7 protein-coding genes are annotated in these 7,608 nt (G+C 70.0%); 4 read left to right on the top strand and 3 right to left on the bottom strand.

The window, feature by feature from the left end:
• From G7A99_RS14785 to G7A99_RS14775, 3 genes are all read left to right on the top strand, one after another.
• Nucleotides 1-248: chlorhexidine efflux transporter (locus tag G7A99_RS14785; protein ID WP_305792322.1), on the top strand; the 248-nt coding region annotated here is incomplete at its 5' end.
• Nucleotides 249-327: 79 nt separating this feature from the next.
• Complete coding sequence (locus G7A99_RS14780) at nucleotides 328-1,266, top strand: D-2-hydroxyacid dehydrogenase (RefSeq protein WP_163141487.1); 939 nt, start codon at nucleotides 328-330, stop codon at nucleotides 1,264-1,266.
• Nucleotides 1,238-1,819: a class I SAM-dependent methyltransferase gene (locus tag G7A99_RS14775; RefSeq protein ID WP_163141484.1), complete on the top strand. Its 582-nt coding sequence runs from the start codon at nucleotides 1,238-1,240 to the stop codon at nucleotides 1,817-1,819. Before G7A99_RS14780 ends, G7A99_RS14775 begins: the two co-directional genes overlap by 29 nt.
• A 12-nt stretch (nucleotides 1,820-1,831) precedes the next feature.
• Here the strand turns inward: G7A99_RS14775 and pgi are convergent, their stop codons facing one another.
• Both pgi and G7A99_RS14765 read right to left on the bottom strand, forming a co-directional pair.
• The gene (gene pgi / locus G7A99_RS14770) at nucleotides 1,832-3,463 is read right to left on the bottom strand and encodes a glucose-6-phosphate isomerase (RefSeq protein ID WP_163141480.1); all 1,632 of its coding nucleotides are present in this window, start codon (nucleotides 3,461-3,463) and stop codon (nucleotides 1,832-1,834) included.
• Nucleotides 3,464-3,646: 183 nt separating this feature from the next.
• A complete protein-coding gene (locus G7A99_RS14765) occupies nucleotides 3,647-5,170 on the bottom strand; it encodes a GGDEF domain-containing protein (protein ID WP_163141477.1) in 1,524 nt (507 codons plus the stop codon).
• Nucleotides 5,171-5,367: 197 nt separating this feature from the next.
• Here G7A99_RS14765 and G7A99_RS14760 point away from each other — a divergent pair, with 197 nt between their 5' ends.
• Entirely contained in the window at nucleotides 5,368-5,724 is a 357-nt protein-coding gene (locus tag G7A99_RS14760) for a DUF427 domain-containing protein (protein ID WP_163141474.1), read from the top strand.
• Nucleotides 5,725-5,736: 12 nt separating this feature from the next.
• Here the strand turns inward: G7A99_RS14760 and G7A99_RS14755 are convergent.
• Nucleotides 5,737-7,608 (bottom strand): AAA family ATPase (locus G7A99_RS14755; protein WP_163141471.1); only part of this gene is annotated, 1,872 nt, incomplete at its 5' end.

Here is a 7,608-nt window from a genome sequence, read left to right as displayed (position 1 = left end):
ACCATGCCCTGCGCCGGTTCACGGGCCGTGTCTACAAGACCCCGGGCGAGCGCATCTGGCACGCCCTTGCCTTCGAGCTGGGCATGCTCGTGATCACCCTCGTGCCGGTGATGTGGTGGATGGGCTATACGCTGTCGGCGGCCCTGACCATGAACGTCGCGCTGATGCTCTTCTATCTGGTGTACACGTACGCCTACAACCTCGCCTACGATCTGATCTTCCCGATCCCCGTACACCCGCAGGCATGACCACGATATCCGCCATGGACACGCCCGGCGTCTGCGCTATGCTGGGCGGCGTTCCATTCACCCGAGCGGGAGGCCACCGATGAACCGCGCGCTGATCCTCTCCGAGGATGCCGACGTCTATCACGATCTGCTCCGGGATACCGAGCTCCCCGGACTGACGCTCCACGTCGCGACCGACGCCGACAAGGGCCGTGCACTCGCGCCGGAGTGCGACATCATCCTCGGCAAGCCCGCGCTGGTGGCGCAGGTCCTGGACACGGCCGAGCGCCTGAGCTGGGTGCAGTCCACCTTCGCCGGCGTCGACGCCCTGCTCGAGGACGGGCTGCCCCGTGGCTACACGCTCACCGGCGTGAAGGACGTGTTCGGCCCACTGATGAGCGAGTACGTGCTCGGCTGGCTCATTGCCCTGGAACGCCAGTTCTTCGCCCTGCGCGAGCAGCAGCGCGGGCACGTCTGGGCCGAGCGTCAGTACCGCGGCCTCGGCGGGCGGACCATGGGCATCGCGGGCCTCGGCTCCATCGGCCAGCACATCGCCGGCACCGCGAACCACTTCGGCCTCGATGTGATCGGCTACAAGCGCCGCGCGAGCGACGTCCCCGGCGTGCGCCGGGTCTACGCCGGCGACGAGTGGGACCGGTTCCTGGAGGGGCTCGACTACCTCGTGCTCACCCTGCCCGATACCCCGGAGACCCATCACCTGGTGGACGCCGCGGCGCTGGAGCGCCTGCCGGCGCACGCCTGGGTGGTCAACGTGGGCCGCGGGCCGCTGATCGACAGCGACGCCCTCGCCGGCGCGCTTCGCGATGGCCGGATCGCCGGCGCCGTGCTCGACGTCTTCGAGACCGAACCGCTGCCGGCGGACAGCCCGCTTTGGGACCTGGAGAACTGTTACGTCACCCCCCATGTGGCTGCCGAGAGCTTCCCGGAGGACATCGTGGAAATCTTCCGCCGAAACTACGCCAGATACCGGGACGGCGAGGCGCTGGACTATGTCATCGACTTCGCACGGGGGTACTGACCCGGTCCGGACCTTCGCCCGCCAGGCCCAGCGCACGCTGCTGGTGGGCGAATGGTTCGACGCCCTGCGCCTGGGCCAGGGGTCAGCGGTCGCGGACCTCGGCTGCGGCGGCGGCTACGTCGCGCTGCGCGCCGCCGAACGCGTCGGCACCACCGGCACCGTCTACGCCTTCGACCGCGATCCGGAGGCCGTCGAGCTGCTGCGGCGCACCGCCGCACTGCACCAGCTCCACCACCTCCATGCCGCGGTGGCGGATGTCGCCGCGCTCACCGCCCTGCCGGCGCCGGTGGAGGCGGCACTGCTGACCATGGTCCTTCACCACGCCGGGGATCCGGGCGCTTTCCTTGCCCACCTCCGCGGATTGCTGGCCGACGATGCACGTCTGTTGGTGGCCGAGTTCGCGCCGGACGGCCCCGGGCTCGTCGGCCCCGGGCTCGCCTCGCGCATGGGACCGGCGCAGCTGAACGAACTGGCCGCTGCCGCCGGCTTCGACATGGACTGGGTGGAACGTCAGACCGCCGAGCACTGGTTCGGCGTGCTCACGCCGCGCTGACGGCACCGTATCCTATCCGTCCCCGCCGCGCAGCCACGCCACCAGCCCGGCGGTGGAACCGTCCAGATCCTGTCGGACCGCGTCGCTGCCGAGGCAGGCGCGGAGGTCGCCCGCCAGGCGCTTGCCCAGCTCCACGCCCCACTGGTCGAAGGGGTTGATCCCCCAGATCGTCGCCTCGACGAAGATGCGGTGCTCGTAGAGTGCGACCAGCCGGCCGAGGTGCCCAGCGTCGGCGCGACGCATCAGAAGCGTGTTGGACGGCCTGTCCCCGACATGGGTCCTGTGCGCCAGCAGGAGCCGCCGTCGTTCCGGCGCCAGCGCCGCCATGGCCTCCTCTGCCGCCAGGCTCTCCGCATCAACACCACACATCAGCGCCCGGGACTGGGCGAGACAGTTGGCCAGGAGCTCGCGGCGGTGCGCCGGGGCGTCGCGCCCGTCCTCCATGGCGCAGATGAACTCCGCCGGCACCACCTGGGTACCCTGGTGCAGGAACTGGTAGAAGGCGTGCTGGCCGTCGATGGCGGATCGCCCCCAGAGCACGGCCGCGGTGCCGGTCCCCGCCGGGGTGCCGTCAACGGTCACGGACTTACCATTGCTCTCCATCACCGCCTGCTGGAGGTAGGCGGGCAGCCGGCGCAGTCGCCAGTCATAGGGCAGCACGACCTGGCTGGCCGCGCCGAGGACCGTGGTGTTCCAGACGTTCACCAGCGCCAGCAGCACCGGCAGGTTATCGGCAAGGGGCATATCGCGGAAATGCCGGTCCATCGCCGCGCCGCCGGCAAGGAACTCACGGAAGACAGCGGTACCGGCGGCCATCATCACCGAGACGCTCACCGCGGACCACACCGAATAGCGGCCGCCGACCCAGTCCCACAGGGGGAAGCTCCGGCCGACCTCGAGACCGGCGTCGGCGAGTCGCTCCGGATTCCCGGTCACGCCGACGAAATGGTGTGCCAGGGCCGCATCGCGCCCCAGCCGTGCGGCGAACCAGGACAGGGCGGTACCGGCATTGAGGAGCGTCTCCCGCGTGCCGCCGCTCTTGGTCGCAACCACCACCAGCGTGGTCGCGGGATCGAGGCCGGCGAGCACCGTACGCAGGGCCTGGGCGTCGGCACTGGAGACGAAATGCAGCCGCGGACCGTCGTTCTCCGGTGACAGTACGACATCCGCCAGCAGCCGTGGCCCCAGGTCGGAACCACCGATACCGATGTGGATCACATCGGTGAAGACATGGCCATCCACGCCGGTGACCGTGCCGTCCCGCACGCCGGCGGCGAAGGCCTCCATCTGCCCGAGACAGTCCGAAACCGTCCGCGACACCCCCGCGTGATCGGCGATCTCCGGCGTACGCAGCGCTGCGTGCAGCGCCGCGCGCTCCTCTGTCGGGTTGACGACGTCGCCGGCAAACATGGCGTCCCGGCGCGCCGGCACGTCCCGCGCCCGCGCCAGCGCCAGCAACGCATCCAGGGCGGCCGCGTCCAGCCGGTTCTTGGAGAAATCCACCAGCAGCCCGTTCTCACGCCGGCTGAAGCGCTCAAAGCGTTCAGGATCCGCCTCGAAGAGCGCGTCGATACGGCACTCGACGAGCCGTCGGTGATGGGACGCCAGCTGCTGCCATGCCGGGTCCTGCTCCAGTGGGCGCATCGGTCCCCTCCTGCTCCACGTGCCCGGGCCGGCGCTCACCGCGTGCGGCCCGGGAGGTGACACTACGTATGAGCGGGCCAGTATACCGGCGCTCCGCAACAGCGTCCGGATACCGCCGGACACACCGCGATCATGACCGCGGCGACGCCGGGCGACGACACCCGGCACCCGGGCGCAACGGCGTCAGGGACGGTTCGTCGTCGGCGTATCCGGTGACGGCCGGACGCGATCGCGGCCGTGTGCCTTCGCGAGGTTCAGCGCCTGGTCGGCGGCGCCGATGAAGACGTCCACGCTGGGGTAACACCGGCCGGCATCCATGTGCGCGGCCACGCCGATGGACGTGGTGATATGGAAGGGGCGCCCCTCGCCATCCTGGTGGGCGACCGCGGCGACCGCGCTGCGCAGACGCTCGCAGACCGCCATTGCGTCGCTCAGCGTCGTACCGGGCAGCAGGACCAGGAACTCCTCGCCGCCGTAGCGAACGACGAGGTCGCGCTGGCGCAGCCGTGCCGCCATCAGCTCCGCGACGCCCACCAGCACCTGGTCGCCCACCTGGTGGCCGTGATGGTCATTGACCGACTTGAACTGGTCGAGATCCACGAAACCGATACTCAGCGGCCAGCCGCTCTCGGTGGCCAGCGCGAACTCGTGCGCCATGCGCTCGTCGAAGTAACGCCGGTTGTAAACACCGGTCAGCGGGTCGTGGTTCGCCACCTCCTCCCAGTGCTTCGCCGTACGCTCGAGCTCATGGAAGCGCCGGCGCTGTTCGCTGGTCTCCTGCAGGAGCTGGAGATTGCGCATCATCAGCATCTCGCGCGCCTCCTCGATCACCCCTGCCGCCACCCGGGCCGACGGCAGCCGGGTATCGAACAGCCGCGCCGCCTCCGGCAGGCCCTCCCCGACACGGTCGATCACCGCGGCAACGGCGTCCCCGCCGAGCCCGAGCCACACCGATGCGGCATCCGCAAGCCGCGCCGAGGATTCCGCACGGTCACTGTCATGGAGGAACAGGTCGGCGATACGGCCGGACAGGGCCACACAGCGCGCCAGCTCCCGGTCCTCGTCCGGAATCGCGTCGGTTTCCGGGTCGTGGCTGCCGAGCACGGTGTTCACGAGATAGCGGGGCAGCCCCCAGCGCTCCATCAGCCAGGCGCCGACCGCGCAGTGACCGGATTGCAGATGGACGGACTCCAGTGCGACCAGGGCATCGTGGGTATCGGCCTCCGTCACCAGGGGCTCATAGAGCTCGGGGACCGCGACCTCCAGTGCCAGGATGCCGATGTCCTGGAGCAGACCCGCGAGGAAGAACTCCTCCTTGCCCGGGTGGCCGATCTCCTCGCCGAGGATGCGGCAGGCGGTGGCGGCGATCAGCGCGCGGCGCCAGACCAGCCGCATCGCGCGCCCGTCGCCGCGCCCGCGCAGGGCGTCCGCGAGCGAGAAGCTCAGCGCCAGCGTCATGGTCGTGTTCAGCCCCAGCACCATCACGGCCTGGCGGATGTTATCGCTGCGCCGGCGCTGACCGTAGAGCGGGGAATTACTCACCCGCAGGATCCGGCTCGCCAGCGCCGGGTCCTTGACCAGCAGCGCGGCAAGGTCCGCGATATCCACTTCCGGATCGCGCCCCATATCGATAATGCGGGTCGCGATGCCGGGCATGGTCGGCAGGTGTGGGCAATGCTCCAGCGCGGCCTCGGTATCAGGCGTCATCGGCCCTCCCGGTGCCGTGGCCGGCATGGACGCAGTCGTATCGGCGAGGACGTGCGGTCCACGGTGACATCGCTGCTCACAGGACTCCCTCGGGTCGGCTCAGGATCGCTGTTGTTATTATTCTCCCCACGCGGCGGGATACGATCTTCCACACCCCGCCCATGATGCCCTCAACGATACCACCGGGAACGGCGAAAATGGCAGAGTCACATGCAGCGGATCGTATCCGCCTGACACAGGGCGCCGGCCGTGTCCGGGTCCTTCTGGACGGACACCGCCTGGCAGACAGCACGGACGTAATCGAGCTCCACGAGACCGGTTACCCGGTGCGCTACTATTTCCCCCGGGCCGGGGTCGAGATGGGGCTTCTGACACCCTCCGCAACGCGGACGCACTGCCCGCTCAAGGGCGAGGCGGAGTACTTCGGCGTCCGCACGGGGTCCGCCGTGGTAACCGACGGCGCCTGGAGCTATCCCGCACCGCTGCCGGCGATGGCGCCCATCGCCGGCCGCCTGGCCTTCGATGGGGAGCAGGTGCAGATCGTCACCGCCTGAACCGGCGGTGCCTCACAGCCGGGCGGTGAAACCGACCGGTCGCGTCGTGCCGCCCTTCTCCGAAACCTCGTCGACGAGCTCGCGATAGAGGCGTTCACCGTCCACCGGCTCCCCGAGCAGGTGCAGGCGCTGAGCGACCGCCTCGAAATCCCCCGGCGTGAGCGCGTCGAGCTGGCGCAGGGCGTCAGCGAAGCGTGCGGCCTCGCCCTCGCCGCCCAGCGCCGCAAGGGTGGCGTCGAACAGCCGCTCGCGCTGCCCCGGCGCGAGGGGATCGAAGCGCAGTTTGAGGGCAAAACGACGCATGCTCGCCGGGTCCAGGTTCGACTTGAGGTTGGTGGTGGCGATAAAGACGCCCTCGAACGCCTCCATCTGCGTGAGCAGCTCGTTGACCTGGGTGACCTCCCACTGCTGGTGAGCGCCGCGCCGGTCACCGAGGAAGCTGTCCGCCTCGTCGAGCACCAGCACCGCGTCCATCTCCGCCGCCTCCATGAACATGGCGGCGATGCTGCGCTCGGTCTCGCCCACGTAGGAGCCCAGGATGCTGGAGGCGCGCCGCACCATCACCTCGCGGCCCATGCTCTCGGCCAGATGCCGGGCGAAAGCGGTTTTGCCCGTGCCTGGCGGACCGTAGAAGCACAGGCTCGCGCTCGGCCGCGCGATCAGACCGTCACGCAGGGCGACCAGGTCGCGATTGGCGTTGAGCAGGCTCAGATCGAAGGGCACGATACCGTTGCGTCGCCCGCCGGCGGGCTGACCGCCGAGCAGCAGCGAGGTCTGGCGCAGCACATTCTCCACGGCCACCGCCTTGGCATCCGTCCGCCCCGCCACCCGCGCGGCCTTCGCGATCGCCGCCGGGGTGTTATGCTCGTTGGCCACCACCCGCTCGAACACCGCATGGGGCAGGTCCAGCCCGCCCATGTGGGCCTCGGCGATACGCCGGCGCACCACCGGCGGCACGGAGCGGAAGAACAGCGGATAGTCGAAGCGGCGCAGGTGCGCACTGTCCACCCAGCCGAGGTCGTTCGCCACCCACACGCAGGGCACGGTGTTGGACTCCAGCAGCTCGTTGATCCACGCCTTGCTGCCGGCGCTGCCCGTGCCGTCGTCGTCGCCGCTTTCCACGGCGATCATCGGCGTGGCCGCCAGGGCGTCATCGCAGTCGTCGAAGAGCACGGCCACGGACTCGCGCCCGGCCAGCAGGCGCTGGCAGGCCTTGAACGCCCGCAGCCGCATGCTCGCCTTCAGTGGCACACCGGCGCGCGTGGTGGTCGGCACCTCGTAGAGCGTCAGCCCCGCCGCCTGGGCCACCGCACGGGCGAACTCGGTCTTGCCCAGCCCGGGCTCGCCGTGGAGCAGGACGTTGCAGCCCGGGGTGTTCTGAGCCGCCGAGGCGACGAGGTAGTCCGTGATGATGGCCGCGTCCCGCCGCAGGTGCGGGAAATCCCCCACCCCGAGCTTCGGCGCGGGGCTCACCCGGCCGAAACGCTGGACGATATCGTCGATGCTGCTGTTGTCCTCGAACAGGCTGTCCGCCAGCCCCTCGACCAGGGAGATCTTGGCCTCCAGCGGGCAGCGCATGCCCTGTACGCGCACGACACCGGAGGCGACCAGCGCCGTCTCGCCCTCGACGCTCGCCAGCGCGTCACGCTGGGCGACGCCGGAGAGTTCGCGGAGCAGGCCCGCGAGCTGGCGGTTGTTCACGTCCGTCGCCACCATGCCGAAGGTGTCCTCGAAGGCCGGCTCGCACTCGATCAGCGCGGCCAGTACCAGCAGGACCTTGTCGGCGTCGGAGAGCTCCAGGCGCTCATCCAGGAGCTCGATGTTACGGAAGAGCGGACTGTCCGGATCGAGCCGCCCGTCCGGCCCCTCATGGCTGGCGAGCTG

It is taken from the genome of Arhodomonas sp. KWT (genome assembly GCF_010993615.1).
The sequence above is the reverse complement of the archived record's forward strand: the minus strand, read 5'-3'. Positions and strand labels throughout refer to the sequence as shown.